The sequence below is a fragment of the Burkholderia sp. 9120 genome, assembly GCF_000745015.1.
GTDB lineage: Bacteria > Pseudomonadota > Gammaproteobacteria > Burkholderiales > Burkholderiaceae > Paraburkholderia.
Genome location: NZ_JQNA01000002.1, coordinates 3,050,739 through 3,076,455, shown reverse-complemented (window position 1 = coordinate 3,076,455; position 25,717 = coordinate 3,050,739). Strand labels below are relative to the sequence as shown.

Annotated in this window: 16 protein-coding genes, 2 tRNA genes and 3 rRNA genes; 10 read left to right on the top strand and 11 right to left on the bottom strand. The window is 60.2% G+C overall.

Features of this window, described 5'->3' with window-relative positions:
- Positions 1-208: 208 nt before the first annotated feature.
- Genes FA94_RS21995 through FA94_RS21985 form a run of 3 tightly spaced genes read right to left on the bottom strand, consistent with a single transcriptional unit; the run spans position 209 to position 4,411 of the window.
- Positions 209-934 carry an aspartate/glutamate racemase family protein gene (locus FA94_RS21995; protein ID WP_035555086.1) on the bottom strand — a complete coding sequence of 242 codons (726 nt, stop codon included), beginning with the start codon at positions 932-934 and terminating at the stop codon, positions 209-211.
- Positions 931-2,169: an S-methyl thiohydantoin desulfurase domain-containing protein gene (locus FA94_RS21990; protein ID WP_035555083.1), complete on the bottom strand. Its 1,239-nt coding sequence runs from the start codon at positions 2,167-2,169 to the stop codon at positions 931-933. Before FA94_RS21990 ends, FA94_RS21995 begins: the two co-directional genes overlap by 4 nt.
- The gene (locus FA94_RS21985) at positions 2,159-4,411 is read right to left on the bottom strand and encodes a sigma-54-dependent transcriptional regulator (protein WP_231585128.1); all 2,253 of its coding nucleotides are present in this window, start codon (positions 4,409-4,411) and stop codon (positions 2,159-2,161) included. Before FA94_RS21985 ends, FA94_RS21990 begins: the two co-directional genes overlap by 11 nt.
- 1,183 nt (positions 4,412-5,594) lie before the next feature.
- Here FA94_RS21985 and FA94_RS21980 point away from each other — a divergent pair.
- On the top strand, positions 5,595-7,526 hold the full coding sequence (locus FA94_RS21980; protein WP_231584997.1) for an SPFH domain-containing protein: 1,932 nt from the start codon (positions 5,595-5,597) through the stop codon (positions 7,524-7,526).
- A 108-nt stretch (positions 7,527-7,634) separates the two neighbouring features.
- Here the strand turns inward: FA94_RS21980 and rrf are convergent.
- The 6 genes from rrf to FA94_RS21950 all read right to left on the bottom strand — a co-directional run bounded on the left by rrf (position 7,635) and on the right by FA94_RS21950 (position 14,221).
- Positions 7,635-7,748: ribosomal RNA gene (rrf, locus tag FA94_RS21975) — 5S ribosomal RNA — on the bottom strand.
- Positions 7,749-7,947: 199 nt separating this feature from the next.
- Positions 7,948-10,828, bottom strand: a 23S ribosomal RNA gene (locus FA94_RS21970).
- Between the two features lie 323 nt (positions 10,829-11,151).
- Positions 11,152-11,227 (bottom strand) — tRNA-Ala (locus tag FA94_RS21965).
- Between the two features lie 58 nt (positions 11,228-11,285).
- A tRNA-Ile gene (locus FA94_RS21960) sits at positions 11,286-11,361 on the bottom strand.
- A 65-nt stretch (positions 11,362-11,426) separates the two neighbouring features.
- Positions 11,427-12,957, bottom strand: a 16S ribosomal RNA gene (locus FA94_RS21955).
- The 16S, 23S and 5S rRNA genes sit together here with 2 tRNA genes alongside, the layout of an rRNA operon.
- Positions 12,958-13,444: 487 nt before the next feature.
- Positions 13,445-14,221, bottom strand: a complete 777-nt coding sequence (locus FA94_RS21950) for an enoyl-CoA hydratase (RefSeq protein ID WP_035555076.1) — start codon at positions 14,219-14,221, stop codon at positions 13,445-13,447.
- Between the two features lie 132 nt (positions 14,222-14,353).
- Between FA94_RS21950 and paaN the strand changes: the two genes are divergently transcribed.
- The 5 genes from paaN to paaK all read left to right on the top strand — a co-directional run bounded on the left by paaN (position 14,354) and on the right by paaK (position 20,202).
- The gene (gene paaN, locus FA94_RS21945) at positions 14,354-16,054 is read left to right on the top strand and encodes a phenylacetic acid degradation protein PaaN (RefSeq protein ID WP_035555074.1); all 1,701 of its coding nucleotides are present in this window, start codon (positions 14,354-14,356) and stop codon (positions 16,052-16,054) included.
- A 126-nt stretch (positions 16,055-16,180) separates the two neighbouring features.
- Positions 16,181-17,383, top strand: coding sequence for a 3-oxoadipyl-CoA thiolase (gene pcaF / locus FA94_RS21940; RefSeq protein WP_035555071.1), 1,203 nt, complete (start codon positions 16,181-16,183; stop codon positions 17,381-17,383).
- 50 nt (positions 17,384-17,433) lie between these two features.
- Entirely contained in the window at positions 17,434-18,225 is a 792-nt protein-coding gene (gene paaG / locus FA94_RS21935) for a 2-(1,2-epoxy-1,2-dihydrophenyl)acetyl-CoA isomerase PaaG (protein WP_035555068.1), read from the top strand.
- Position 18,226: 1 nt separating this feature from the next.
- A complete protein-coding gene (paaI, locus tag FA94_RS21930; RefSeq protein ID WP_035555064.1) occupies positions 18,227-18,688 on the top strand; it encodes a hydroxyphenylacetyl-CoA thioesterase PaaI in 462 nt (153 codons plus the stop codon).
- Positions 18,689-18,897: 209 nt separating this feature from the next.
- Entirely contained in the window at positions 18,898-20,202 is a 1,305-nt protein-coding gene (paaK, locus tag FA94_RS21925; RefSeq protein ID WP_035555061.1) for a phenylacetate--CoA ligase PaaK, read from the top strand.
- A gap of 164 nt (positions 20,203-20,366) precedes the next feature.
- Here the strand turns inward: paaK and mltA are convergent, their stop codons facing one another.
- Positions 20,367-21,491 (bottom strand): murein transglycosylase A, encoded by a 1,125-nt coding sequence (gene mltA / locus FA94_RS21920; RefSeq protein ID WP_035555058.1) that lies wholly within the window; start codon positions 21,489-21,491, stop codon positions 20,367-20,369.
- A 28-nt stretch (positions 21,492-21,519) separates the two neighbouring features.
- On the opposite strand from mltA, the gene FA94_RS39220 reads away from it, so the two are divergent.
- Positions 21,520-21,681, top strand: coding sequence for a hypothetical protein (locus FA94_RS39220; protein WP_035555055.1), 162 nt, complete (start codon positions 21,520-21,522; stop codon positions 21,679-21,681).
- A 78-nt stretch (positions 21,682-21,759) separates the two neighbouring features.
- Here the strand turns inward: FA94_RS39220 and apaG are convergent, their stop codons facing one another.
- Positions 21,760-22,134, bottom strand: a complete 375-nt coding sequence (gene apaG / locus FA94_RS21910; RefSeq protein ID WP_035555052.1) for a Co2+/Mg2+ efflux facilitator ApaG/CorD — start codon at positions 22,132-22,134, stop codon at positions 21,760-21,762.
- Positions 22,135-22,411: 277 nt separating this feature from the next.
- Here apaG and rpe point away from each other — a divergent pair, with 277 nt between their 5' ends.
- The 3 genes from rpe (at position 22,412) to trpE (ending at position 25,707) form a co-directional block, all read left to right on the top strand.
- Positions 22,412-23,095 (top strand): ribulose-phosphate 3-epimerase, encoded by a 684-nt coding sequence (rpe, locus tag FA94_RS21905; protein WP_035555050.1) that lies wholly within the window; start codon positions 22,412-22,414, stop codon positions 23,093-23,095.
- A 14-nt stretch (positions 23,096-23,109) separates the two neighbouring features.
- Positions 23,110-23,838 (top strand): phosphoglycolate phosphatase, encoded by a 729-nt coding sequence (locus FA94_RS21900; protein WP_035555047.1) that lies wholly within the window; start codon positions 23,110-23,112, stop codon positions 23,836-23,838.
- Between the two features lie 375 nt (positions 23,839-24,213).
- Positions 24,214-25,707, top strand: coding sequence for an anthranilate synthase component I (gene trpE / locus FA94_RS21895; protein WP_035555045.1), 1,494 nt, complete (start codon positions 24,214-24,216; stop codon positions 25,705-25,707).
- Positions 25,708-25,717 lie beyond the last annotated feature (10 nt).

The following is a 25,717-nucleotide window of genomic DNA, read 5'->3' as shown; positions in this document are numbered from 1 at the left end:
CAACGCAGCGACACGCCGCGTGACAGGAGTTGATCGATTCCGGAGCGTGGGCAGCGGACGGAGGCGTCCTTTTTGTGGGCGACGTAGTGGACGATTTCGTCCACTCGTATTCGGCGAGCGCCGTCAACGACAAAGCATCCGGGTCAGGGGGGTTCCCCGAGCCGGATGCTCTGGACACGCTACGCTTCAGGAAAATTTCAGAAAAGCGTCAGGACGGAATGACGTACTTGCTATAAGTCAGCCGGCTCGGGCGGACCCGCATCCGCACCAGCGAAACGAGCAAGCTGAAACCGGCGTGATTGGGATCGATCACCGGCACGTAAGCTCCCAGCGCTTCCTCGAGCAGCGCGCCCACGCGGCTCGCCACATCGACGAAACCGGTGCAGCCGAGCAGGATGGATTGCGCGCCGTCGTCGTTGATCGCCTTCATGGCCTGCTCGAAGGTCTTGGCGACCACCACGTCGGTGTTATCGAGTTGGTCCACCGGGCAATTGATCGCGCGAATCGACGCAAAGTTATCCTGCAGCCCATAGCTCTGCGGATGACCCCGCTGCATGGCAAGCGTGCTTTGCAGAATCGTGATGATCGAAAAGCGCTGGCTGAGCATCAACGCCGCGAACGCCGAGGTCGGAAATCCGCCGATGATCGGAATGTCGATCACCTCTCTGGCCGCTTCGACACCCGCCATATCGAAGTCAGTCAGCCAGATGCCGTCGAAACCTTCCTTCGCGATCTGGCGTGCGAGTGTCACGACCGGCATGCCGTTTTCGAGCCAGTTGGTGCGATTCTCGATACACGGGTGGCCGCTGGTGATGTTGCGCACCTCGACCTGAACGTCGGGCGGCACGACGGGCGCAACGGCCTTCATGATGCGGTCGTTGAACTGGTTCGTCGCAACCGGCACGAGGACGCAAATACGAAGCGGCGCGCTCAAGACAATTCTCCCCGAAGCGGAGCCGATTGAAGCTTGCCCACCGGCACGTAAGGGCCGAGATAGCCGAGCGGCTCAAGCAGCTCAAGGAAACTCTCGAGTATCAGGCCACCGGGCACGGTCAGCGGCGCTTCGGCTTCCCAGCCGATCAGCGTCACCTTGCGCTTGCCGACCACCGGGTTGAGCGAACCATCCTCCATCACCAGATCGCCGTTGGTGAAAATCGACTGACCGTCGCCTTCGACAAAATACGCGACGCTGTCCGGCGCCAGCACGATAGGCTGCGGACGGCGGCTGTCCCACGCGATCAGCGATTCGTTCTGATAGACCACGGTATAGGTATGTTGCCCCGCCTTGATGCCGATCTTGCCCACGTCGAATCCGCCACTCGTGTCCACCTTGGCCGACACCAGTTCGCCGGGCTCGGAGATCGCACGCGCCGAGACGCCGCCATGCTCGGCGAGCCACGCGATCATCTGCGGCACGTTGCGGACCCGGCCTGCGCCGAGCGCACGGCCCAGCGTCAACGCACGGGTCAGCGTGCCGCGAATCGGCATCGCACCGCCGAGTTCGGCCGGCGTCATCACCCACATTGCGAGGCCGCCGAACTGGTTGAATTCCGGATCGCCGACGATCGGCCGGATCATCTGTTCGACGATGGCCGACACATCGCGCTGATGCGACGTGCCGCCTCTCGTATGGGTGTGGCGCGGCGTCACGTTCAGTTCGACGTTCAGTCCGCCCTGGCTCACGAGATAGGCCGGCCGCGGATCGATTTCGCGAGCGGCATACGTGAGCATGGGCAGCGAGGGCACGGCGCGGCCGGCGCCGTCGGCGTCGATCACCGAAAGGCCCAGCTTCGCGGCCACCAGACACGCCACGCTAAAACCCAGCGCGCCGCTCTCCGGCGGCGCGATGTAGGCCAGCTTGCGACCTTGTGCCGCCAGCCGCTCCTGCACGCTCTGCACGGCCAGCACGGGGCCCGTCGGATAGGTTGCCGAGTTGATCGCTTCCGGCGCGCCGAGATAGGCGACCATAACGGCGTCTCCCAACGCGTCGGGGCCCGACGCTTCTTCGACCGTCACGACGTTGACGGTCTCGCGCGGGTAGTAGTCGCCCTTGCGAAAATGCGCGGCCAGATGACGCGCCGACTCGACCGTACCGCCGCCGCCGCTGCCGAAGAAAGCGCCCCCGAGCAGCAAGGGTTCCAAATCCTGTGGACCGAGTTCATAGGCCATGTGCCATTCCTTTTTTTTGCGGTTGGAGGGAATCGGTATTGCGTAATTCGGCCAGCAGGCGAAGCGCGCGCATCGCGCCGGGCGCCGGGCGGGCGGAAGACTCGGCGCGCAGCGCGCGCTCGAGCACGTCGACGGCGTCGGTACGGCGTCCGGTCTGGTTGAGCAGGTCGGCCAGATAGGTCGAGGCGGCGATGCGCGCCGGCACGGAACCCAGCGCGCGCGCGGTGGAGATCGCGCTGCGCAGGCCCTGCTCGGCTTCCGTCATGTCGCCCAGGGCCCATTGCGCGCGCGCCCTGACGATCAGCAGTTCGCCGAGATAAACGCGCTCCTGCCGTTCGATCACTTCATCGAGCGCGCCGGCGAGCAGCATCTCGCACGCCTGCGGACGTCCCGCGCGCAACAGCAGTTCGCCGTGCTGCCAGGTCTTGAACGAATAGAACAACGCACCGCCGTTGTTCGCCATGTGATTGTCATAGCCGTCCAGCAGCGTGGCCTGAGCCTCGTCGAGCGAACCGCGCGCGCTGAGGTAACACGCGCGGAACACTTTGCCCACGCCGCGATAGAACGTGAAACCCGCCACTTTGGACACCGCGTCCAGTTCACTGGCCAGCTCGCCGAGCCGGTCGATTTCGTTGAAGAGGAACGCGAGCCACGCCGCGCCCTGCAGATCGAGCACGTGACCGAGCGCATGATCGTTGCCGTCCGAGGTGCGGGCGATCAGCATTTCCATCGACCGGCGCGCGTTGTCGACCGCGCCGATCTGGAAGCCGGCGAGGCCTTCGAACGTTAAGGCGAGGCCCGCCAGATCGAGGCCCTGAACGCCGATGCGCCGATCCTTGCGGCCGATGCCGGTCAATTCGCCGCGCGTGAGACAGGCCAGCGCCTCTTCGCTGTCGCCCAGCCAGAACAGCGTGTTGACCATGGCGATGTGCGCTTCGTCGAGCGTTGCCTGCCGGCCCATGCCTTGCGCCTGTTGCAGCAGGTTCTGCGCGGTCGCGCGGGCCTCGGTCAGTTGCAGCGTCGTCAGTTGGGTCGTCCACACGCCGAAGCGCACCGACGCCAGTTCGTCCTCGTCGCACACGCCTTGACCCGCGGTCAGCGCGGCCAGATAACACGCGGTCGCTTCGGCATGCAGCCAGCCGTACACGCTGCGCAGGCTCACCCCGAGCATGCGATAGGCTTCGAACTGCAGATGACGCGTGTCGTCCGGACCATTGCTCTTCAGCAACAGATCGAGACAGCGGCGCAATAGCGGAATGGCCTCCTGGAATTGCGATGCGTTGACCAGGGTGTCGGCCTGCGCCAGACAATCGCGCGCCGCGTGGTGCCGTTCTTCACGCGCCTTCTGCCTGCGCTCGATCGTCTTGCGACTCACGCCCAACAGCACCGCGGCGGCGCTCTTGTTGTTCGACGTGCGTTCGAGCGCGCGATCGATCAGCAGGTTTTCCGCTGCCGCCAGTTTGTCGCAACCGTCGAGTTGCATAAGCTGATCCGCCAGGGCGACGCGCGAGTTCGTGTCGACCGCGCCCGTGAGCAGAAACGGCGTCAACATGTCGGCGTCGATCCGCGTGCGCTCCGCGAGCACGCTCAACTGGCTGATCAGATTGCGCAACTGGCGGATATGACCGGGCCACGCCTGCTGGCAGAGACAACGGATCGCCGTCGGCGTGAATTCGATCACACGCGTTTGCTGCGCGGCGAAATGAGCGACGAGCAATGGGATGTCGTCGGCACGCTGGTCGAGACCCGGCACGTTGAGCACGAACACCGCGAGGCGATAGAACAGGTCTTCGCGGAAGCGTCCTTCGTGAACCGCGTGGCGCAGATCGCGATGCGTCGCGGCCACCACGCGCCCTTCGAAGCGCACGTTGACCGATGAACCGACCGGTCGGAAGCTGCGCGTTTCCAGGGCTCGCAACAGTTTCGGTTGCAGCGTCAACGGCAACTCGCCGATCTCGTCGAGAAAGAGCGTGCCCTGCCCGACCTGCCGAAGCAGACCTTCGCGATGGTCGGACGCGCCGGTGAACGCGCCCTTCACGTGGCCGAACAGTTCGGCCTCGACCAGGTGTTCGGGAATCGCACCGCAATTGACGTCGACGAACGGTTCGTCGCGATTCAGGCCGAGCGCGTGGATGCGCCGTGCCACCAACTCCTTGCCCGAGCCCGTGGGCCCCATGATCAATAACGCATGATGAGTGGGCGCCACGCGGTCGATCATCCGCACCAACTGGCGGAATGCCATCGACGAGCCGATGAACGTGGCGTCGTCCTGAGCGTGCGCGCACGTGCGCGACTCACTCGACGAAGGTTGAGTATCGAACTTCATCATATGACGCGCCCCCGGGCACGGCCTCCACATCATGATGACAAGCGGTAGGACTTCTTTAGCCGCAGAGCGAACCGGCGATACGACGCCCGACACGGTCGCCCTATGCGCTTCGCATGGGGCCTACCGTGCATTCACTCATGCAATCCGGATACTCTGTCTTCGGTGACTTTCAATAACCGTCGTGTCATTCCAATCACATGCACCGGAATGGTTACGGCAGTAATATATTTTTTATGCTTATTAATTGGTTTTGCGAAAACGCTCTTTCGCAGTTGCGCACTTCACCGTGCCAGCGGCGTGGCTGACTGTGTTATCGGCATCAGGAACATTAAGCTTAGCAAAGTTACACTGAAATTTGCCAGGGACTCCATTGTTATTTGCACTTAGTCCGGCTTCACGCAGTGGTAGTTGTGGCGGGTGATTATTTCTGGGTAAAACACCTGCCAAGCAAACCAGATCCATGTGACAGGTTCAGGTCGATCAGGCGGCGCCGCTCTGTCTCGTCTTTTTCCGCAGGGGGTATTTCTTATGAATTTATGCGTTGCGGATTCTTCATGAAGCCTTCCTCTAAAAGCCGGGGTGTCATCTAAAATTACTTGGACATTCGCGCATCGCGAGGCATAGAATTCCATCAGATTAGCAATCCGCGGAAGGTCGCTGAAATCTTGCAAGTCGCTACGGCAGCACCGTTTGTCTGGTTCCTGAGCTTCGTCGAGCACGACGCCACGCGTGATGGGATTGAGTCCCGCGCGCTGCGCGCCTTGGCTCCCCTCTCCCTTGTCCTGCCTCATGCAGCAACGCATTTTGCGTTGCTGAGTCGCACGGTTAATTGCGTGACTATGCAATGGTCCGCGCCGCAGTCTCCGTGGCGTATCGTGCTCGCCATTACAGGCCATCCTGCTCTCTCCAGGCGTCGGGATAGAAATCCCACTACGCCGCTCGACGGCTGACGTCGCTCTACGTCTTTTTCACACTGTAGTGCCTGAACCCTTGCGTCGCGCTCGTGCTATCAGAAGCACGGACCGCGAATGATGACGCTCGGGTATTCGAAGTACCACGCTAAAAAGAGTCCAATAACATGCACACGTTTTTATCCATGAGCTTACTGGTTCCGTTGATCGTTTTACTCGTCATCGGATTGCTCGCGGTGGTCGGCGTCTGGCTGTCGGGGGCCGTTCGCTATATTCCGAACGACGCGATCGGTGTCATCGAAAAGATCTGGAGTGCGCAAGGATCCGTGCAGATCGGCCTGCTCGCCTTGCATGGCGAAGCGGGCTTTCAACCTGACGTGCGTCGCGGCGGTTTTCACTTCTTCACGCCATTCCAGTATCGCGTTCATATCCGGCCGATGGTGTCGGTCACGCAAGGCAAGATCGGCTACGTCTTCGCGCGTGACGGGGTCGATCTGCCGGCGGGCCAGACGCTCGCCGACAATGCCACCGTCGACGATTTCCGCGACGTCCGCGCGTTTCTCGAACATGGCGGCCAGAAGGGTCCGCAGCGCAAGGTGCTGCGTGAGGGCACGCACATTCTGAATCCGGCGCTGTTCGTCGTCATGACGGAGGACACGACCTATTCACTGTCGATGGCGCCGGAAGAACGCGCCTACTACGCCCGCATGCGCGACGTGCTCGACGAGCGCAGCGCCTTCACGCCGGTCGTGATCAAGGAGGTCACGGGCGCCCATGGTTCCGATCAGATCGCCGTGGTGACGGTGCAGGATGGCCCGGGTCTGCGCGTGGACGAATTGCTCGCACCCGACGTCGGTGATCTGCACAACGCGTTTCAGGAGCCGGAAAAGTTTCTCGCGGCGGGTGGACGTCGCGGTCGTCAGGAACGTGTGCTGGTGGAAGGCACTTACTACATCAACCGGCTCTTCGCGACGGTTGAGTTTCTGACGAAGACCATCGTTCCGGTCGGCTTCGTGGGCGTGGTCGTGTCGTACACGGGCCGTCGCGGCGACGACCTCTCGGGCAGCGACTACAGTCATGGCGAGCTGGTCAAGACCGGTTGCCGTGGCGTCTGGAGCGAACCGCTGATGCCCGGCAAGTACGCGTTCAACCCGTACGCCGGCAAGATCGAATTCGTCCCGACCACCAACTTCGTGTTGCTCTGGAAAGCGGGCGAGAGCGGTTCTAATTTCGACTCGAATCTGCGCGAGATCACGCTGATCACGAAGGACGCGTTCGAACCGCAATTGCCGTTGTCGGTGGTTGTGCACATCGACTATCGCAAGGCGCCGCTCGTCGTGCAGCGCTTCGGCAATATCGAGCAACTGGTTGAGCAGACACTCGATCCGATGGTGTCGTCGTACTTCAAGAACGTCTCGCAAACGCGGACGTTTATCGAACTGATCCAGTCGCGCAGCGAATTGCAGGGCAATGCGTCGAGTGAGATGCGTGAGCGCTTCAAGGCGTATTCGCTGGAGTTCGAGGAAGTGCTGATCGGCACACCGAAGCCGCAAGCCGGCGACACGCAGATCGAGAACATCATGGCGCAGTTGCGCGACCGGCAGATCGCGCGCGAACAGGTCGAAACGTTCGCGCAGAAACAGATCGCCGCAGACAAGCAGCGCGAACTGAATGAAGCGGAACAGCGTGCGGCGAAACAGAAGGAACTGACGGGTTCGTTGGTCGACGTATCGATCAAGGAGAACCAGGGCTCGGCCGCGGTGAAGGCCGCTGAAAAGCGTCGTCAGGAAATCGAAGCGCTCGCGCAAGCGGATAAGTTCAGGCAGGAGATGGAGGGCTCAGGTCGCGCATCGGCGATCAAGGCGGTCGGTGAAGCGGAAGCTTCGGCGATCAAGGCGAAGTCGGAAGCGCTGCAGGGTGAAGGCGCCGACAAGCAACTGATGCAAACGGTGATGCTGCGTTTGGCCGAAGCGTTCGAAACGTCGCGTGTGCCGCTCGTTCCACAGATCCAGTTAGGTGGGGACAGCGGCGGCAATGCGATCAATACGCTGATGTCGCTGATGAGTTCGCTGAAGGCCGGGGAACTGGCGCAGTCGTTGTCGAGCAAGAACGAATAGTTGGGCGATGACGGCGGTGGACGTTGAGTACTTGGTTGTGATTTCTTCCCTGCCGTAAACGACAGAAACCCCACCTTTTTGGGTGGGGTTTCTGCTTTCTGCTAGGGAGCCTGACGATTACCTACTTTCACACGGGCAATCCGCACTATCATCGGCGTGGAGTCGTTTCACGGTCCTGTTCGGGATGGGAAGGGGTGGTACCGACTCGCTATGGTCATCAGGCATGACTTGTTGCCGCACTGCCTTTGGGGCAATACAGCCAATCTGGAAGAAGTAGTTGAGAGGATGCCTCTCGGTGTTACTTTGGGTTGTGCCTGTATTGCACAACACTGATCTCAACCGTGTGTCTTCCCCTTCGGGGATCGGACCCGTGTAAGCGCTAAAGCGCTAACGCGGGTCGAGAGAGAGACACACCTGTTATAGGATCAAGCCTTACGGGCAATTAGTATCAGTTAGCTTAACGCATTACTGCGCTTCCACACCTGACCTATCAACGTCCTGGTCTTGAACGACCCTTCAAGGGGCTCGAAGCCCCGGGGATATCTCATCTTAAGGCGAGTTTCCCGCTTAGATGCTTTCAGCGGTTATCTCTTCCGAACATAGCTACCCGGCGATGCCACTGGCGTGACAACCGGTACACCAGAGGTTCGTCCACTCCGGTCCTCTCGTACTAGGAGCAGCCCCCTTCAAATATCCAGCGCCCACGGCAGATAGGGACCAAACTGTCTCACGACGTTTTAAACCCAGCTCACGTACCTCTTTAAATGGCGAACAGCCATACCCTTGGGACCGGCTACAGCCCCAGGATGAGATGAGCCGACATCGAGGTGCCAAACACCGCCGTCGATATGAACTCTTGGGCGGTATCAGCCTGTTATCCCCAGAGTACCTTTTATCCGTTGAGCGATGGCCCTTCCATACAGAACCACCGGATCACTATGACCTGCTTTCGCACCTGCTCGACTTGTCGGTCTCGCAGTTAAGCACGCTTATGCCATTGCACTATCAGCACGATTTCCGACCGTACCTAGCGTACCTTCGTACTCCTCCGTTACACTTTGGGAGGAGACCGCCCCAGTCAAACTGCCTACCATGCACTGTCCCCGATCCGGATTACGGACCAAGGTTAGAACCTCAAACAAACCAGGGTGGTATTTCAAGGATGGCTCCACGCAGACTGGCGTCCACGCTTCATAGCCTCCCACCTATCCTACACAGATCGGTTCAAAGTCCAATGCAAAGCTACAGTAAAGGTTCATGGGGTCTTTCCGTCTAGCCGCGGGGAGATTGCATCATCACAAACACTTCAACTTCGCTGAGTCTCGGGAGGAGACAGTGTGGCCATCGTTACGCCATTCGTGCAGGTCGGAACTTACCCGACAAGGAATTTCGCTACCTTAGGACCGTTATAGTTACGGCCGCCGTTTACCGGGACTTCAATCAAGAGCTTGCACCCCATCATTTAATCTTCCGGCACCGGGCAGGCGTCACACCCTATACGTCCACTTTCGTGTTTGCAGAGTGCTGTGTTTTTATTAAACAGTCGCAGCCACCAGTTTATTGCAACCCCTTCACCCTACGCGCGCAGGCGCATCAGGCTACAGGGGCGTACCTTATCCCGAAGTTACGGTACCAATTTGCCGAGTTCCTTCTCCCGAGTTCTCTCAAGCGCCTTAGAATACTCATCTCGCCCACCTGTGTCGGTTTGCGGTACGGTCTTGTTAAACTGAAGCTTAGAGGCTTTTCTTGGAACCACTTCCGATTGCTTCTTCACCTAGGTGAATGGCCTCGCACCCTTGAATTCCGCGCCCGGATTTGCCTAAGCGCCTTCTCCAATGCAAGGACCGGGACTTCCAACACCCGGACAACCTTCCGCGATCCGTCCCCCCATCGCATTTAACAATGGTGCAGGAATATTAACCTGCTTCCCATCAGCTACGCATTTCTGCCTCGCCTTAGGGGCCGACTCACCCTACGCCGATGAACGTTGCGTAGGAAACCTTGGGCTTACGGCGAGGGGGCTTTTCACCCCCTTTATCGCTACTCATGTCAGCATTCGCACTTCCGATACCTCCAGCGCACTTTTCAATGCACCTTCGCAGGCTTACGGAACGCTCTCCTACCATGCACATAAATGTGCATCCGCAGCTTCGGTATATTGCTTAGCCCCGTTACATCTTCCGCGCAGGACGACTCGATCAGTGAGCTATTACGCTTTCTTTAAAGGATGGCTGCTTCTAAGCCAACCTCCTGACTGTTTTAGCCTTCCCACTTCGTTTCCCACTTAGCAATATTTGGGGACCTTAGCTGGCGGTCTGGGTTGTTTCCCTCTTGACACCGGACGTTAGCACCCGATGTCTGTCTCCCGTGATTGCACTCTTCGGTATTCGGAGTTTGCTATGGCGTAGTAATCCGCAATGGACCCCACAACCATGACAGTGCTCTACCCCCGAAGGTGATACACGAGGCACTACCTAAATAGTTTTCGGAGAGAACCAGCTATTTCCAGGTTTGTTTAGCCTTTCACCCCTATCCACAGCTCATCCCCTAACTTTTCAACGTTAGTGGGTTCGGACCTCCAGTACGTGTTACCGCACCTTCATCCTGGCCATGGATAGATCACCTGGTTTCGGGTCTACACCCAGCGACTGAATCGCCCTGTTCGGACTCGCTTTCGCTACGCCTGCCCTAATCGGTTAAGCTTGCCACTGAATGTAAGTCGCTGACCCATTATACAAAAGGTACGCAGTCACCCCTCAAGGAGGCTCCTACTGTTTGTATGCATGCGGTTTCAGGATCTATTTCACTCCCCTCCCGGGGTTCTTTTCGCCTTTCCCTCACGGTACTGGTTCACTATCGGTCGATCACGAGTATTTAGCCTTGGAGGATGGTCCCCCCATCTTCAGACAGGATTTCACGTGTCCCGCCCTACTTGTCGTACACCTAGTTCTTCCTCGCTGTTTTCGTCTACAGGGCTATCACCTGCTATGGCGGCACTTTCCAGAGCCTTCGACTAACAATGAAGATAAAGAGTACAGGCTGATCCCATTTCGCTCGCCACTACTCTGGGAATCTCGGTTGATTTCTTTTCCTGCGGTTACTTAGATGTTTCAGTTCACCGCGTTCGCTTCGCATGACCTATGTATTCAGTCATGGATACTCCATTCGGAGTGGGTTTCCCCATTCGGACATCTACGGATCAAAGCTCGTTTGCCAGCTCCCCGTAGCTTTTCGCAGGCTACCGCGTCCTTCATCGCCTGTGATCGCCAAGGCATCCACCACATGCACTTGTTCGCTTGACCCTATAACGGGTGTGTCTCATACCGCGTTCACTGGGAACGCAGCGCGGGTCACATCGTTACAGGTTGAGTATTCGTGTTGCGCCGTATTCCAAGGCAATCTTTCGATTACCTTTTCATACATTGATACAATCACAACCCTGATTCACCTACTCACACACCCATCTCTAGATATGCTTTCGTGAATCTCTTTACTACTTCTTCCTGATTGTTAAAGAACGACAGCCGATATCGCGGTTGCTATAACCACGTATCACTCTGACTGGCTCAATCGCCAATGCACAACCCTCTGCCCGACCTGCCGCAGAACGCTATGCATTGATGATTGGTGGAGGATGACGGGATCGAACCGACGACCCCCTGCTTGCAAAGCAGGTGCTCTCCCAGCTGAGCTAATCCCCCAGTCACACATGAACTTCAGGGTGCCTTCAACCGGTTAGCACAGCCACCGCAGAAACAGTGGTGGGTCTGGATGGATTCGAACCATCGACCCCGCCTTATCAAGACGGTGCTCTAACCGACTGAGCTACAGACCCCTGAGTCTGTCTGAATTTACAGCCGATAAGCGTGAGCGCTCAACGTTCGACACGTTCAGCTCTAGAAAGGAGGTGATCCAGCCGCACCTTCCGATACGGCTACCTTGTTACGACTTCACCCCAGTCATGAATCCCACCGTGGTAAGCGCCCTCCTTGCGGTTAGGCTACCTACTTCTGGTGAAACCCACTCCCATGGTGTGACGGGCGGTGTGTACAAGACCCGGGAACGTATTCACCGCGGCATGCTGATCCGCGATTACTAGCGATTCCAGCTTCACGCACTCGAGTTGCAGAGTGCGATCCGGACTACGATCGGTTTTCTGGGATTGGCTCCACCTCGCGGCTTGGCAACCCTCTGTTCCGACCATTGTATGACGTGTGAAGCCCTACCCATAAGGGCCATGAGGACTTGACGTCATCCCCACCTTCCTCCGGTTTGTCACCGGCAGTCTCCCTGGAGTGCTCTTGCGTAGCAACTAGGGACAAGGGTTGCGCTCGTTGCGGGACTTAACCCAACATCTCACGACACGAGCTGACGACAGCCATGCAGCACCTGTGTTATGGCTCCCTTTCGGGCACATCCACCTCTCGGCAGACTTCCATACATGTCAAGGGTAGGTAAGGTTTTTCGCGTTGCATCGAATTAATCCACATCATCCACCGCTTGTGCGGGTCCCCGTCAATTCCTTTGAGTTTTAATCTTGCGACCGTACTCCCCAGGCGGTCAACTTCACGCGTTAGCTACGTTACTAAGTCAATGAAGACCCAACAACTAGTTGACATCGTTTAGGGCGTGGACTACCAGGGTATCTAATCCTGTTTGCTCCCCACGCTTTCGTGCATGAGCGTCAGTATTGGCCCAGGGGGCTGCCTTCGCCATCGGTATTCCTCCACATCTCTACGCATTTCACTGCTACACGTGGAATTCTACCCCCCTCTGCCATACTCTAGCCCGCCAGTCACAAATGCAGTTCCCAGGTTAAGCCCGGGGATTTCACATCTGTCTTAGCGAACCGCCTGCGCACGCTTTACGCCCAGTAATTCCGATTAACGCTTGCACCCTACGTATTACCGCGGCTGCTGGCACGTAGTTAGCCGGTGCTTATTCTTCCGGTACCGTCATCCTCCCGCCGTATTAGGACAGAAGTTTTCTTTCCGGACAAAAGTGCTTTACAACCCGAAGGCCTTCTTCACACACGCGGCATTGCTGGATCAGGCTTTCGCCCATTGTCCAAAATTCCCCACTGCTGCCTCCCGTAGGAGTCTGGGCCGTGTCTCAGTCCCAGTGTGGCTGGTCGTCCTCTCAGACCAGCTACAGATCGTCGCCTTGGTAGGCCTTTACCCCACCAACTAGCTAATCTGCCATCGGCCGCCCCTGTAGCGAGAGGTCCTAAGATCCCCCCCTTTCCTCCGTAGAGCGTATGCGGTATTAATCCGGCTTTCGCCGGGCTATCCCCCACTACAGGACACGTTCCGATGTATTACTCACCCGTTCGCCACTCGCCACCAGGGTTACCCCCGTGCTGCCGTTCGACTTGCATGTGTAAGGCATGCCGCCAGCGTTCAATCTGAGCCAGGATCAAACTCTTCAGTTCAAACCTGTTACTGTTTTTCGGTTCCGTTAAGAACCGGTCGCTCACTCAACGTACTGACGAATTGTTCGATCGTCTTTCGACAGTCAAACCTTCCTTTCATTACTGTGTGAGACTTGATACTTTCGCTTTGCGGCAGATCCCGAAAGATCCGCCTCGCGTCTCGCATCAAGCGCCCACACTTATCGGCTGTTAATTTTTAAAGATCGATTACGCATTCACCACCAAACCAGCACCGCGTGTTGTCAACATCACAACTACCCGGCACCGCTTCGTTCTGCGTCGCTGCATCTGCAGCAGAGAAACGAGATTATGAAGAACTTTCGCTACGTCGTCAACAGGTTTTTATAACTTTCTCAACCCGTTCACTTCGCTGAAACCCTTGCCATTGCTGGCTCTCCCGCCTCCCGTGCCCCGGTGTCCGAAGCACGAAAGAGCGAGATTCTAGCGACCCACGCAGGGCCTTGCAAGCGTTATTTTGACAACAGTATTAACGATGCTTGAAAACCGGCTTGCGCTTCTCCACAAACGCGGCCATCCCCTCTTTCTGGTCTTCCGTGGCGAACAGCGAGTGGAACAGACGGCGCTCGAAATGAACCCCCTCGGCAAGCGTCGTTTCGTACGCGCGATTGACGGACTCCTTCACCATCATTACAGCGGGAAGCGGGAATTCGGAAATGGTGGCAGCAGCCGCAATCGCCTCGTCGATCAGCGAGGCCGCAGGAATCACGCGCGAAACCAGTCCGGCACGCTCGGCTTCGGCGGCATCCATGAAACGCGCGGTCAAACACAGGTCCATTGCTTTTGCTTTGGAGACGGCGCGAGGCAGTCGCTGCGTACCACCGGCGCCCGGCATCACCCCGAGTTTGATTTCCGGCTGACCGAACTTCGCGCTATCGGCGGCGAAGATGATGTCGCACATCATCGCCAATTCGCAGCCGCCGCCAAGCGCAAAGCCCGCCACCGCGGCAATGATCGGCTTACGGATCGACCGAACCGTCTCCCAATTGCGGGTGATGTAGTCACCCTTGTAGACATCCATATAGGAATAGGTGGCCATCATGCCGATGTCTGCACCTGCCGCGAACGCCTTCTCGCTACCCGTAATCACGATCGCGCCGATCGCGTCGTCGGCATCGAACTCGCGCAGCGCGGCGCCCAGTTCGTCCATCAACGCGTCGTTCAAGGCGTTCAACGCCTTCGGGCGATTCAGCGTGACCAAACCGACCCGTCCTCGTGTCTCAACCAGAATGTTCTCGTAAGCCATGCCGCCTCCTAATGATTAATCACACGCGAAAACGCTTCGCGCCGCCATCTTAATAATGCTAACATTGACCAACCAACCGGTCGGTCAATTATTCGACAGGCTTTTCCCAACGTACAGTCACGCCCCTCTGCCATGACACATCCGCTATTCACCAAGCACGAAGACACGCTGCAAAAGGCGCTCACCGCGGTCGAAACGCGCGGCTACTGGAGCCCCTTCGTCGAGATGCCCAGTCCGAAAGTGTACGGGGAAACAGCGAACGCGGACGGTGAAGCCGCATTCAAAACACACCTCGACGCGACCTTCGAACTCGACCAGCCGTCGACGGGAGACACCGTCGGCGCCGAAGTCTCGCCGTTCGGTTTTCCGCTCGGCGTCCGCTACCCGAAGGCCGATCCTGAGGCGCTGATCGCAGCAGCGGCAGTCGCGCAACGTGACTGGCGCGCAGCGGGCCCGCAAGCGTGGATCGGCGTGTGCCTGGAAATCCTCGCGCGAGTGAATCGCGCCAGCTTCGAAATCGGCTACAGCGTGATGCACACGACCGGTCAGGCGTTCATGATGGCCTTTCAGGCGGGCGGCCCCCACGCACAGGACCGCGCGCTCGAAGCGGTGGTGTACGCATGGGACCAGTTGCGCCGCATTCCGGCCGACGCCCACTGGGAAAAACCGCAAGGCAAGAACCCGCCGCTCGCCATGCACAAGCGCTATACCGTCGCGCCGCGCGGTACCGGCCTGGTACTCGGCTGCTGCACGTTCCCAACGTGGAACGGCTACCCGGGCCTCTTCGCCGATCTGGCCACCGGCAACACAGTCATCGTCAAACCGCATCCGGGCGCAATTCTGCCGCTGGCAGTGACCGTGCGGATTGCCCGCGACGTTTTGCGTGAAGCCGGTTTCGACCCGAACGTCGTCACGCTGCTCGCAACCGAGCCGAACGACGGCGCACTCGTGCAGGACCTCGCACTGCGTCCGGAGATCAAGCTGATCGACTTCACGGGTAGCACGCAAAACGGCACGTGGCTCGAGCGCAATGCGCATCAGGCACAGGTCTACACCGAGAAAGCCGGCGTCAACCAGATCGTGATCGACTCGGTGGACGACATCAAAGCCGTTGCCCGCAACATCGCCTTCTCGCTCGCGCTCTACTCGGGCCAGATGTGCACGGCGCCGCAGAACATCTACGTGCCGCGCGGCGGGATTCGCACCGCCGACGGCACGCTCGGTTTCGACGAAGTCGCGCAAGCCATTGCCGGCGCAGTCCAAAAACTGGTTGCCGATCCGGCCCGCGCCGTCGAACTGCTCGGCGCGATCCAGAACGACGGCGTGACCCAGCGCATTGGCGAAGCAGCCAAGCTCGGCCGTGTACTGGTCGAAAGCCAGTCGCTCGAACACCCGGCGTTTGCCGGCGCCCGCGTGCGCACGCCGCTCATGCTGCAACTGGACGCCGCAACCGACTACGCCCAGTTCACCAAGGAATGGTTCGGCCCGATCTCGTTCGTGATCGCGACGGACTCGACTGCCCAGTCGCTCGATCTCGCCGGCTCGATCGCCGCCGAGCACGGTGCACTGACGCTGTCGGTCTACAGCACCGACGAAGCCGTGCTCGACGAAGCGCACGAAGCATCCGTCCGCGGCGGCGTAGCGCTGTCGATCAATCTGACCGGCGGCGTATTCGTCAATCAGTCGGCGGCGTTCTCCGACTTCCATGGCACGGGCGCCAACCCGGCGGCCAACGCAGCGCTGGCCGATGCAGCCTTCGTCGCGAACCGCTTCCGCATCATTCAAAGCCGCGTTCATGTTGAACCGAAAGCGGCGCCGGCGGTAGCTGGCTGAACGTCATAAGACAAAAGCACGGCTTTCGTCCTATGCCTTTTGGCCGAATGGACCGAGCCGTGCCTCCCAACTAACATGAGACATCGGATCGGCATTTCGCGCCGGTCCGCCCCTGCAGGAGCTCATATGAACGACGCCTTCATTTGCGATGCGATTCGCACCCCGATCGGCCGCTACGGCGGCGCCCTCAAGGACGTTCGCGCCGACGACCTCGGCGCGGTGCCGATCAAGGCGCTGATCGAGCGCAATCCGGGCGTCGACTGGCGCGCGCTCGACGACGTGATCTATGGCTGTGCCAACCAGGCCGGCGAAGACAACCGCAACGTCGCGCGCATGTCCGCGCTGCTGGCGGGTTTGCCGACGGATGCGCCCGGCGCGACCATCAACCGCTTGTGCGGCTCGGGCATGGATGCGGTCGGCACCGCAGCACGCGCAATCAAGGCAGGCGAAGCGCGTTTGATGATTGCCGGCGGCGTAGAAAGCATGACGCGAGCGCCGTTCGTCATGGGTAAGGCCGCTAGCGCCTTCGCACGGCAAGCCGACGTTTACGACACAACCATTGGCTGGCGCTTCATCAACCCGCTGATGAAACGTCAATACGGCGTCGACTCGATGCCGGAAACAGCGGAAAACGTCGCGGTCGAATTCGGTATCAGCCGCGCGGATCAGGACATGTTTGCGCTAGCGAGCCAGCAGAAGGCGGCTCGCGCGCAGGAAGACGGCACGCTGGCCCAGGAAATCGTGGGCGTCGACATCGCGCAGAAGAAAGGCGACCCGGTGCGCGTCATGCTCGACGAGCATCCGCGCGCAACCTCGCTCGAAAGTCTGGGCAAGCTCAAAGGCGTGGTTCGTCCTGACGGCAGCGTGACGGCCGGCAATGCATCCGGTGTGAACGACGGAGCCTGCGCGCTGCTGCTTGCGAATCAAGAGGCCGCCGATCAGTACGGCCTGCGTCGCCGCGCTCGCGTGGTAGGCATGGCAACGGCGGGCGTCGAGCCGCGCATCATGGGTATCGGCCCGGCGCCGGCCACCCAGAAACTGTTGAAGCAACTCGGTATGACGCTCGAGCAATTCGACGTGATCGAGTTGAACGAAGCTTTCGCGTCGCAAGGCCTGGCCGTGCTGCGCACGCTCGGTTTGCGCGACGACGACCCGCGCGTCAATCCGAACGGCGGCGCCATTGCGCTCGGCCATCCGCTTGGCGCATCGGGCGCGCGTCTGATCACGACGGCGCTGTACCAGTTAGAACGGATCAACGGCCGCTTTGCGCTTTGCACGATGTGTATCGGTGTAGGCCAAGGCATCGCGTTGGTCATCGAGCGGCTCTGACACAAACGCCGAAGCATCCATCGATCAAAGAGACTTTGAGGAGACACCCAATGTCGTATGAAGCGATTCGCCTGGATATAGATGCATCGAGCCGTGTAGCGACCATTACGCTGAACCGCCCGGACAAGCTGAACAGCTTCACGCGCGCAATGCATCAGGAATTGAGCGCAGCGCTCGACGAGGTGGAAGCGTCCACTGCCCGCGCCCTCGTGCTCACTGGTGCAGGCCGTGGCTTCTGCGCCGGCCAGGATCTTGCCGATCTCGACTTCACGCCAGGCGCAATGACCGATCTGGGCGAGCTGATCGACACGTATTTCAACCCGCTGATTCGCCGTCTGCAAGCGCTGCGAATCCCGGTGATCGCGGCAGTGAACGGCACGGCCGCCGGCGCCGGCGCAAACCTCGCGCTGGCCTGCGACATCGTGCTCGCCGCCCGCTCCGCGAGCTTCATCCAGGCGTTCGTGAAGATTGGCCTTGTGCCCGATTCAGGCGGCACCTGGTTCCTGCCGCAACGCATCGGCATGGCGCGCGCCATGGGGCTTGCCATTACCGGCGACAAACTCGGCGCGGAAAAAGCCGAGAACTGGGGCTTGATCTGGCAAGCGGTCGACGACGCGGAACTCGCCGGCACCGCCGCCAAACTCGCGAGCCAGCTCGCGCAGCAACCCACGCGCGCGATCGCGGCGATCAAACAGGCCATGCGGGCAGGCGCAACGCAAAGCCTGGATCAGCAACTCGACCTCGAACGTGATCTGCAGCGTGAGCTCGGCGCTTCCCACGATTACGCGGAAGGCGTTCAGGCTTTCGTCGAAAAGCGTGCACCACGTTTCGAGGGCCGTTGAGATGTCCGCACAACCCAGCCAACCCAGCCAGATGACGCCAGACGAACTCGCCCGCGCAACCGCAGCCGCCATGTACGAAAACGACGCCTGCAGCAAGGCGCTCGGCCTCGAAATACTGGAAGTCCGCCCCGGCTACGCGCGTTTGCGTATGGCTGTGCGCGAAGACTTTCTGAACGGTCATCAGATTTGTCACGGCGGCCTGATTTTCACGCTGGCCGATTCCACGTTCGCGTTCGCCTGCAATACATACAACATCAACACGGTCGCAGCCGGTTGCTCGATCGAGTTTCTGCGTCCGGTGCATGGCGGCGACGTGCTGACGGCGGAAGCCGTTGAACAGACGCTGAGCGGACGCACCGGCATCTACGACATTCGGGTCGTGAATCGCGCTGACGAAACCGTCGCGATGTTTCGCGGCAAATCGGCGCAGATTAAAGGCAACCTGATACCCGTGAGCGATTGAAAGAAGGACGCACGGAAAGGTCGCGACACACCACTCGCGGGATCGTGAGTGGCAACCAAAGCAATCCGGCGGCAAGTTCCGAAGCACAGCGTGGCGACTAGTCGACGAACTAGCGGACACGACACGTATAAACAGCAGGCCGCCCCAGTTTTTGCGTGCAAGCGCACCGACCATCAGACTCAAGCATTGAGGCAGCAAGGAGACATTCGATGACCACCGCCCTTCCGCTCGATCCCATCGAGACCGCCAGCCGCGACGAACTCGCCGCGCTTCAACTTGAACGGCTCAAATGGTCGTTGAACCACGCCTATGAAAATTCGCCGGTCTATCGCCGCAAGTTCGACGAAGCCGGTGTGCATCCGAGCGAAGTAAAAACCCTCGCGGATCTGGCGCGCTTTCCCTTCACCACCAAGAAGGATCTGCGCGACAGCTACCCCTTCGGCATGTTCGCCGTGCCGCAGGACCAGATTTCGCGGATTCACGCGTCGTCCGGCACGACCGGCAAGCCGACCGTGGTGGGCTATACCGCACGCGACATCGACACGTGGGCGAATCTCGTCGCACGTTCCATCCGCGCGGCCGGCGCGCGGCGTGGCGACAAGGTTCACGTGAGCTACGGCTATGGTCTCTTTACCGGCGGCCTCGGCGCTCACTACGGCGCGGAACGCGCGGGGCTCACCGTGATTCCGTTCGGCGGCGGTCAGACCGAAAAACAGGTCCAGCTGATTCAGGATTTCAAGCCGGACATCATCATGGTGACGCCGAGCTACATGCTCTCGATCGCGGACGAACTCGAGCGTCAGGGCATCGACCCGGCCGCCTGCTCGCTGCGCCTCGGCATCTTCGGCGCGGAGCCGTGGACCAATGACATGCGCCAGGCCATTGAAAAACGCATGGGCATCGACGCGGTCGACATTTACGGTCTGTCCGAAGTGATGGGACCGGGCGTGGCATCGGAATGCGTGGAAACGAAAGACGGCCCGACCATCTGGGAAGATTATTTCTATCCCGAGATCATCGATCCCGAAACCGGCGAAGTGCTGCCGGACGGCGAACTCGGCGAACTGGTGTTCACGTCGCTAACCAAGGAAGCGCTGCCGATCGTCCGCTACCGGACACGCGATCTGACGCGGCTCTTGCCGGGCACGGCTCGCACCATGCGTCGCATGGAGAAGATCACGGGTCGTTCGGACGACATGATGATCGTGCGCGGCGTGAACGTTTTCCCGACGCAGATCGAAGAACTGCTGCTCAAGCAGCACGCCCTCGCGCCGCATTATCAGATCGTGCTGACCAAGGAAGGGCCGCTCGACGTATTGACGCTGAATGTCGAACCGTGTCCGGAGACCGCGCCGGATATTGCTGCGTTGTCTACGGCAAAGCAGGCGCTGACTTACGACATCAAGGCATTGATCGGCGTGAGTGCCGTGGTGAATGTGCTGGCTGTGAACGGGATTGAACGTTCGGTGGGTAAAGCACGGCGCGTGGTGGACAAACGCAAGTCGGGGCTTTGAGGAAGGGTTGCTTCTGACCAACGGCTGACTAAAGGCGGCGGTTGAAGACGGCGGGTTTCGAAACGAAATCCGCCGCTTCACCGGTAGCCGAAGCTCAGCGACAGCCGAGGCCCAGCGTCAGGCCTAAGCCTTCAAGCTCAAGCGCAAAAGCCCCAACCCCACCCTCACGAATTCGGCAACAACAGCCACATCCGGCCACCCTGCTTCATCTTCCCGGCCAGGTCACCGGCGTCATCGCCGAGCCCCCAGAAGTAATCCGCGCGTACGCCGCCCTTGATCGCGGAACCGGTGTCCTGTGCGAAGACGAGGCGATTCATCGGCGAGTTCGTCAATGGGCGCGTGGTCTGCAAAAACACCGGCGTGCCGAGCGGAATCGAGGACGGGTCGACCGCGATCGAACGCTCCGGCGTGAGCGGCACACCGAGCGCGCCGATCGGACCATCCGCCCCACCCCCCGGCACGCTTTCGCCGGAAGGCATTTCGCGGAAGAACACGAAGCGCGGGTTCGTATCCAGCAGCGCATCGACCCGGGTCGGATTCGCGCGCGCCCACGCCTTGATCCCTTGCATGGTCGCCTGTGCCGGCGTGAGTTCGCCGCGATCCAGCAGCCAGCGCCCAATCGACTTGTACGGCTGATTATTCGTGCCGCCGAAACCGAGTCGCATCACGCTGCCGTCTTCCATCACGATCCGGCCGGAACCTTGAACCTGCAGGAAGAACGCTTCGATCGGATCGTCGACCCAGGCCAGTTCATTGCCGTTGAGCACACCCGCGCGTTCGAGCTGCGCACGCACCGGCAGCGGCGCGCCCGCGCGATAGCCGGACGGCCAGCGATACAGCGCGGTTTGATACACGCCGTGACGCGTGCGCGAACCGCGCAGCAAAGGCTCGTAGTAACCGGTGACGAGACCGTCGAGCGTGCCGTCGTTATTCGCTAGCTGGAACGGCGTGAAATAGGCCTCGAAAAAAGCCCGTGCGCCGGTGACATCGAGATCGTCGATTTGTGAGGCCGCGGCACATGCGCGCGCCCAGTTCGGCTGACGCGCCAGTCTCACGCAGTTTTGCCGCAGCGCGGCGGTCGCGCCGATCAGCGAGTCGTCCTGCCAGCCCGGCACCTGTTGCCACGCAACCGCCGTGAGCCGCGTCGAGGCGATCTGTCCGGATATGATCGCAGCGCCCGTGGGCGGCGACACCGAAGGCCGGACCGCGCCGCCGCCTCCGCAGGACGCCAGCGTCACCGCAACCGAAAGCGCGCCGAGCCATGCTCCGGCCGTGCGGACAAACCGCATACAATGTTCGTTCTTGATGGAAACCGCCATGTCTGATCTGTTCGACGAATACCCAATGCTCATCTTCGCGCTGGAGTCGCTCCTCGCGCTTTTCCTGCTGGTTTTTATCGTGGTGTGGACGTCGTCCGGTAAGAAGAAAATAACGCGCGCCCACTCGACCGAACAGCATAAAAAACAGAATCCGCAGTAAGCCTGCCTGCTGCGTAAGCCCGGAGCAAAAGCCCAAGCGCGTTGGAGTGTTTAAGAGACCGCCGTCAGCGGCCTCGGTTCAATGCAAAGTACGCGGCATGCGCAGGATGAATTCCGGCACCGGCGCTTCGAAGCGCTCGCCGTCTTCCGCCACGCAAAAATATTCGCCACGCATGGTGCCGACCGGCGTGCCGATCACGGCCCAACTCGTATATTCGAAGTGCTCGCCCGGTTTGAGGAGCGGCTGGTGGCCGACCACGCCGAGCCCCTTCACTTCCTGCTCGTTATTGTCGCTGTCAGTAATCACCCAATGCCGCGCAATCAATTGCGCCGGCACCTGGCCCGTGTTGCGGATGGTCAGCGTGTATGCGAACGCATACTGGCGGCGCTCCGGGTCCGACTCTTCGGGCAGAAACTGCACCTGCGCCGAGACGCTGAATTCGTACTGGCTCATCCTGATTCCAATCTGGTGAAACGGGCTGTGAAAAATCGCGGGAAAGCCCGTATGCCAATGGTTTGCGGGCGCACTGGCGATGCGGTGCTTATGGATTGGCATTCTGCTTGATGCGCGGCAGGCCCGCAACCGGACAAATCCCTCTGGCCAAGGGCCATTCAGACGTTTTGTCAGCTTCGCGGCGCGCATCGCGAAAGTGACGCGCGCCGTCCACGAGCCGGTTTCCGAGCGCACAAAACGGTAAAATGATGCTTTCCCGCTTGCATCCTTCCCCGCCATGACGCAATTCCGCATTGCCCCCAGCATTCTGTCCGCCGACTTCGCCCGTCTGGGTGAGGAAGTGCGCAACGTCGTCGCCGCCGGCGCCGACTGGATTCACTTCGACGTGATGGACAACCATTACGTGCCGAACCTGACCATCGGGCCGCTCGTGTGCGAGGCGATCCGCCCGCACGTGGACGTGCCGATCGACGTGCATCTGATGGTGCGTCCGGTCGACCGGATCGTGCCGGATTTCGCCAAGGCCGGCGCGAATCTGATCAGCTTTCATCCTGAAGGCTCGGACCATATCGACCGCACGCTGTCGCTAATCCGCGACCACGGCTGCAAGGCCGGCCTGGTGTTCAACCCGGCTACGTCGCTGAACCACCTCGATCACGTCATGGACAAAGTCGACCTCGTGCTGATCATGTCGGTGAATCCGGGCTTCGGCGGTCAGTCGTTCATTCCTGAAGCGCTCAACAAGCTGCGCGAAGCGCGCGCGCGTATCAACGCGTACAAGGAGCGCACCGGCCGCGAGATTCATCTGGAAGTGGACGGCGGCGTGAAGGTCGACAACATCGCCGAAATCGCGGCGGCTGGCGCGGACACGTTCGTGGCCGGCTCGGCAATCTTCGGCCAGCCCGATCACAAGGTCGTGATCGAAAAGATGCGCGCGGCGCTCGCCAACATCCAGCACTAAAAACTGCACGCCCTATGACCGCTCCGCTTCACGCCTCGTTTCCCGCGCCGACCTTCACCGGTCCGCGCCTGCAAGCCGCGATCATCGACCTCGACGGCACGATGATCGATACCGCCGACGATTTCACCGCCGGCCTGAACGGCATGCTCGCGCAACTCGACGCGACGGAAACCTCGCGTGAAGAAGTGGTCGGCTATGTCGGCAAGGGTTCGGAGCATCTGATCCGCAGCGTGCTGGCGCCGCGTTTCGAAGCGGAGCATGCGCAAGACCGTTTCGACGAAGCGCTCGCGATCTATCAGGAAGAGTACGCAAAAATCAACGGCACGCACACGCGGCTCTATCCCGACGTGGAAGCCGGCCTGAGCGCCATGCGCGAGGCCGGCATCAAGCTCGCCTGCGTGACCAACAAGCCGCACCGCTTCGCGGTCGAGTTGTTGCAGCAATACGGGCTTGCGCAATATTTCAGCGTTGTGCTCGGCGGCGACAGCCTCGCTAAAAAGAAACCGGACCCGCTGCCCATGCTGACCGCTGCGGCGCAGTTAGGCGTCGAGCCGCAAGCCACGGTGGCGATCGGCGATTCGGAAAACGACGCGCTGGCCGGCCGTGCAGCGGGCATGGCGACGCTGACCGTGCCCTATGGCTACAACCATGGTCGCGCTATACAAGAAATAAAATCCGATGGTATAGTTGCCTCGCTGCTCGACGCCGCCAAGGCGATCGCAGCGCACCATTCAACGACCTGAAAAGTCCACCATTCTCATGTTTCTGAACAAAAAACGGAGTCTGATTAGCATCGACCGGGGAGCCTGGCCCTGGCGTCGCTGGTCGCGCTAACCTCGCCTGAGGTACGCTGAAGCTCGTCTTCGGCAACCGTTTTTTGCTTCGCTGCGCTCACGCGTTTTTTCCATCGTCCTGTTTCGCTGCATCGGTTGAATCGGCCTGCGTGTACCCACAAAGTACCGTCGTGCGCTGACACTGCTTGCACGCGTCGATGGGAAACTCGCGCCGGTCGGTATCATCATCGTGTCGAAACTGTCGAACGAACGCCCTGACCGGCCGCGCAACGCCCCGCTTTGTCCGACGCATGCTGCCGCCGGATCACCGTACAGGATCGGAACATGACCGAACTCGAATTCCAGTCCCTCGCCAACGAGGGTTTCAATCGCATTCCGCTGATCGCCGAAGCGCTCGCCGACCTCGAAACGCCGCTGTCGCTCTACCTGAAGCTCGCGCAGAGCGAGCGCAACGGCGCCAATTCGTTTCTGCTCGAATCGGTGGTGGGTGGTGAACGCTTCGGCCGCTATTCGTTCATCGGCTTGCCGGCGCGCACGCTGCTGCGTACCCGCAACGGCATCTCCGAAGTCGTGCGCGACGGAAAGGTCGTCGAAACGCACGAAGGCGATCCGCTCGAATTCATCCAGCAATTCCAGGGCCGCTTCAAAGTGGCGCAGCGCCCTGGGCTGCCGCGTTTCGCGGGCGGTCTGGCCGGTTATTTCGGCTATGACGCGGTGCGTTACATCGAGAAGAAGCTCGCGCACACCGCGCCGCCTGACGATCTGAATCTGCCCGATATCCAGCTGCTGCTGACCGAAGAAGTCGCGGTGATCGACAACCTCGCCGGCAAGCTCTATCTGGTGGTCTACGCCGATCCGACGCAGCCTGAGGCTTATGCGAAGGCCAAGCAACGTCTGCGTGAGTTGCGTCAGCGTTTGCGCACGACCGTGCAGCCGCCGGTCACGTCGGCCAGCGTGCGCACCGAGACTTACCGCGAATTCGCCAAAGACGATTACCTCGCCGCCGTGCGCAAGGCGAAGGAATACATCGCGGCCGGCGAACTGATGCAAGTGCAGGTCGGCCAACGCCTGACCAAGCCGTTCCGCGACAATCCGCTCTCGCTGTACCGCGCGCTGCGCTCGCTGAATCCGTCGCCGTATATGTATTACTACAACTTCGGCGACTTCCACGTCGTGGGTGCATCGCCGGAAATTCTGGTGCGCCAGGAAAAGCGCGGCGAAGACCGGATCGTCACGATCCGGCCGCTCGCCGGCACGCGTCCGCGCGGCAATACGCCGGAACGCGACGCGGAACTCGCCACCGAACTGTTGAACGACCCGAAGGAAGTCGCCGAGCACGTCATGCTGATCGACCTCGCGCGTAACGACGTGGGCCGCATCGCGCAGATCGGCTCGGTGGTCGTGACCGACAAGATGGTGATCGAAAAGTACTCGCACGTGCAGCACATCGTGAGTTCGGTCGAAGGCAAGCTGAAACCCGGCACCACCAATTTCGACGTGTTGCGCGCCACCTTCCCGGCCGGCACGTTGTCCGGCGCGCCGAAGGTTCGCGCGATGGAACTGATCGACGAACTGGAGCCCGTCAAACGCGGCTTGTACGGCGGAGCGGTCGGCTACCTGTCCTTCACCGGCGAAATGGATCTCGCCATCACGATCCGCACCGGCGTGATCGCGAACGGCAATCTGTATGTGCAAGCGGCAGCGGGTGTCGTCGCCGATTCGGTGCCCGAATCCGAATGGCAAGAGACCGAGAACAAGGCACGCGCCGTGTTGCGCGCCGCCGAACAGGTTCAAGACGGCCTCGATAGCGACTTCTGACCGGAGACAC

Bases quoted from the DNA above. Each gene is read 5' to 3' on its own strand.
- FA94_RS21990 (WP_035555083.1), bottom strand. From the start codon at position 2,169: ATGGCCTATGAACTCGGTCCACAGGATTTGGAACCCTTGCTGCTCGGG.
- paaK (WP_035555061.1), top strand. From the start codon at position 18,898: ATGACCACCGCCCTTCCGCTCGATCCCATCGAGACCGCCAGCCGCGAC.
- FA94_RS21950 (WP_035555076.1), bottom strand. From the start codon at position 14,221: ATGGCTTACGAGAACATTCTGGTTGAGACACGAGGACGGGTCGGTTTG.
- paaI (WP_035555064.1), top strand. From the start codon at position 18,227: ATGTCCGCACAACCCAGCCAACCCAGCCAGATGACGCCAGACGAACTC.
- FA94_RS39220 (WP_035555055.1), top strand. From the start codon at position 21,520: ATGTCTGATCTGTTCGACGAATACCCAATGCTCATCTTCGCGCTGGAG.
- FA94_RS21900 (WP_035555047.1), top strand. From the start codon at position 23,110: ATGACCGCTCCGCTTCACGCCTCGTTTCCCGCGCCGACCTTCACCGGT.
- trpE (WP_035555045.1), top strand. From the start codon at position 24,214: ATGACCGAACTCGAATTCCAGTCCCTCGCCAACGAGGGTTTCAATCGC.
- mltA (WP_035555058.1), bottom strand. From the start codon at position 21,491: ATGCGGTTTGTCCGCACGGCCGGAGCATGGCTCGGCGCGCTTTCGGTT.
- paaG (WP_035555068.1), top strand. From the start codon at position 17,434: ATGTCGTATGAAGCGATTCGCCTGGATATAGATGCATCGAGCCGTGTA.
- apaG (WP_035555052.1), bottom strand. From the start codon at position 22,134: ATGAGCCAGTACGAATTCAGCGTCTCGGCGCAGGTGCAGTTTCTGCCC.
- pcaF (WP_035555071.1), top strand. From the start codon at position 16,181: ATGAACGACGCCTTCATTTGCGATGCGATTCGCACCCCGATCGGCCGC.
- FA94_RS21980 (WP_231584997.1), top strand. From the start codon at position 5,595: ATGAGCTTACTGGTTCCGTTGATCGTTTTACTCGTCATCGGATTGCTC.
- paaN (WP_035555074.1), top strand. From the start codon at position 14,354: ATGACACATCCGCTATTCACCAAGCACGAAGACACGCTGCAAAAGGCG.
- FA94_RS21985 (WP_231585128.1), bottom strand. From the start codon at position 4,411: ATGGCATTCCGCCAGTTGGTGCGGATGATCGACCGCGTGGCGCCCACT.
- rpe (WP_035555050.1), top strand. From the start codon at position 22,412: ATGACGCAATTCCGCATTGCCCCCAGCATTCTGTCCGCCGACTTCGCC.